Genomic DNA, 2,511 nt, shown 5'->3' with positions numbered 1-2,511 from the left:
GGCTGTGAGTTCTACCTGGAATCCAACAATGGTCTCTACGGAAGTAAGGGCTATGAGGAAGCCGGCGATGCCCTGCTCGGACGTCTGGCTGAGGAAAAGGGCCTCGATCCGATGACCACCCGTGACTTCTACCCCAAGATGATCTGGCGGGAGAGTCTCTACCGCGATGATGTGAACAAGATCAGTTATATCCTCAACTCCTATGAGGATTTTGAGGCGACACGTGAACATTTCCCCAAGCTGGAACACACCACCTGGGGCAATTTCGGCGAGGATAATCTCTTTGGCTCCGTCAGCATGGGTGGCGTGTCCAAACATGAGGCTGTGGCCCGTCTGCTGAAATTCCTCAATGCCCGCCAAGAGGACACCATTGCCTTTGGTGACAGTAACCGTGACATCTCCCTGTTTGAAGCAAGCGCCATGGGAGTTGCCATGGGTGATGCCTCTGATGATCTCAAGGAGATCGCAGACCTGGTCACCGAGAGCGTCGCCGAGGCTGGCCTGGCCAAGGCATTCCTGGAGCTGGGGCTCATACGGAGAACACAGCTGTGACCTTCAGCGAAGGGGAACTGGTCGCAATGCGACAGCGCGCAGCTGAACTGCGCGCTGAAGCCGGTGGCAATGGTTCTGCGAAAAAGCTGCGGGAAGCCAAGCTTTGCGAGGAAACAATCGCTGCCCTCGACGGTCTCGACCGAGACATCGCAGAACTCCTCCACCGCGTGGTGGCGGATGAAGCACCGCACCTGGATGCCAAAACCTGGTACGGATTTCCCTCCTATGCCCGTGATGGCAAGGTGGTGGTGTTCTTCCAGCCTGCATCCAAACATGAGACCCGTTATGCCACCATAGGTTTCAATGAGGAGGCACTGTTGGATGAAGGGGAGTTCTGGCCCACCGCCTATGCGGTGGTGGCGTTGAGCGATAAATTCGAAGCGAAACTCCGCGGCCTGGTCCACAAAGCTGCCGGTTGACCCTCTAGGTTAAAGCTCAAAGAAGTCGGCGATGACCTCGGCGGCAATGAGTGCATCGGTGGAGGGGCCTAAAAAATCAGGGTATTTCTTGTCACTGGGAACCAGGTGGCCGACCCCAATCAGTGTCCACAACTCCACCGGGGCCTCACCCTCCCAGCGATCCACCACCACCGCGCCGGAAGGACGCGTGCGGGTGGTTTTCGCCCCGGATAAGCCATTGCGCCTGGCGAAGTAGGCCGCTGAATCCGGTGCCGAGAGCCCCTGTCCCCGCCGGTGCCGGGACCCGATGCCGGCATCCCCACCCGTATAAGGGGAGAAGGGATCCGCTGTGCCAGCCATGGCCAGGTAAGGGATGGGGTGGGGTTTCATCCGGAGCACCTCCGGGAGTGTGTTATCGGCAGTGGGAAGGTTGGCTGCGATGGTGGCCGCCCCGGAAATCATCTTCGGAACCTCATGCATCAAGCGCAGCACCATCTGCCCACCATTGGAATAACCAGCGATGAACACCCGGGTAATCCCATGATGCTCATGCATGTAGCTGAGCAATTTGATGAAGAATCCGACGTCATCAATATCAAGGTGTCGGGTCTTTTCATCCAGCCCGAGACGCGAATCATTGAAGTGTTGTTCCACACCATCGGGATAAACCACAAAAGCACCACGGTTGGCCAGATTATCAAAGGTGAAATTGGTGAATTTCCTGGTGACAGTGCCTGATTGCTGTGACCCGTGGAAGAACACAAAAAGCTCCCCACTGGGGTTTTCCGGCTCGATGATGGTGAATGTTCGTTCCCTATCCTGGTGTTCCAACGTTCCCCTGATCATGTTTTCAGTATGCACGGCAGTATGCTCGGGGGAGAAACCCACCCGCACCATCCTGGAGGATAGGAAATGACAAAGATCCGCGCAGCAATCGTCGGTTATGGAAACCTGGGTAAGAGTGTGGAAAAGCTCATCGCCAAGGAACCTGACATGGAACTGGTGGGAATCTTCTCCCGCCGCGACACTCTTGACACCGCAACCCCAGTGTTCAATGTTGAGGATGTTGAGAAGCACACCGATGACGTGGATCTTCTCTTTCTCTGCATGGGCTCAGCCACCGACATCCCAGAGCAGGCTCCAGGCTTCGCCGCATTTGCCTGCACCGTGGACACCTATGACAACCACCGCGATGTCCCACGCCACCGCCAGGTGATGGACGAGGCAGCCAAGGCAGCCGGCAACGTCTCTGTTGTCTCCACCGGTTGGGATCCAGGCATGTTCTCTATCAACCGTGTCTACGGTGCTGCCATGCTCACCGAGCACCAGCAGCACACCTTCTGGGGTCCAGGCCTGTCCCAGGGGCACTCCGATGCTTTGCGACGCATCAACGGTGTCCAGAAGGCCGTCCAGTACACACTGCCGTCTGAGGAAGCGCTGGAGAAGGCCCGCCGCGGTGAGGCTGAGGGCCTGACCGGCAAGCAGACCCACCAGCGCCACTGCTATGTGGTGGCCCCTGAGCCCGAGCAGGAGCGCATCGAGAATGAGATCCGCACCATGG

General features: G+C 57.7%; 4 protein-coding genes. 3 read left to right on the top strand and 1 reads right to left on the bottom strand.

Annotated features, from left to right (window positions below; genetic code table 11):
• Window positions 1–552, top strand: a 552-nt coding sequence (locus tag Q0M74_RS13850; RefSeq protein ID WP_293955448.1) for an HAD hydrolase family protein, incomplete at its 5' end; no start/stop codon positions are given.
• A gap of 26 nt (window positions 553–578) precedes the next feature.
• Window positions 579–971 carry a hypothetical protein gene (locus tag Q0M74_RS13845; RefSeq protein ID WP_293955446.1) on the top strand — a complete coding sequence of 131 codons (393 nt, stop codon included), beginning with the start codon at window positions 579–581 and terminating at the stop codon, window positions 969–971.
• A gap of 9 nt (window positions 972–980) precedes the next feature.
• Here the strand turns inward: Q0M74_RS13845 and Q0M74_RS13840 are convergent, their stop codons facing one another.
• Window positions 981–1,796: a PHB depolymerase family esterase gene (locus Q0M74_RS13840; RefSeq protein ID WP_293955443.1), complete on the bottom strand. Its 816-nt coding sequence runs from the start codon at window positions 1,794–1,796 to the stop codon at window positions 981–983.
• A gap of 66 nt (window positions 1,797–1,862) precedes the next feature.
• Here Q0M74_RS13840 and Q0M74_RS13835 point away from each other — a divergent pair.
• Window positions 1,863–2,511: diaminopimelate dehydrogenase (locus Q0M74_RS13835; RefSeq protein WP_293955441.1), on the top strand; the 649-nt coding region annotated here is incomplete at its 3' end.

Origin of the sequence: uncultured Corynebacterium sp. (assembly GCF_945649885.1) — a bacterium.
Lineage (GTDB): Bacteria > Actinomycetota > Actinomycetes > Mycobacteriales > Mycobacteriaceae > Corynebacterium.
The sequence above is the reverse complement of the archived record's forward strand: the minus strand, read 5'-3'. Positions and strand labels throughout refer to the sequence as shown.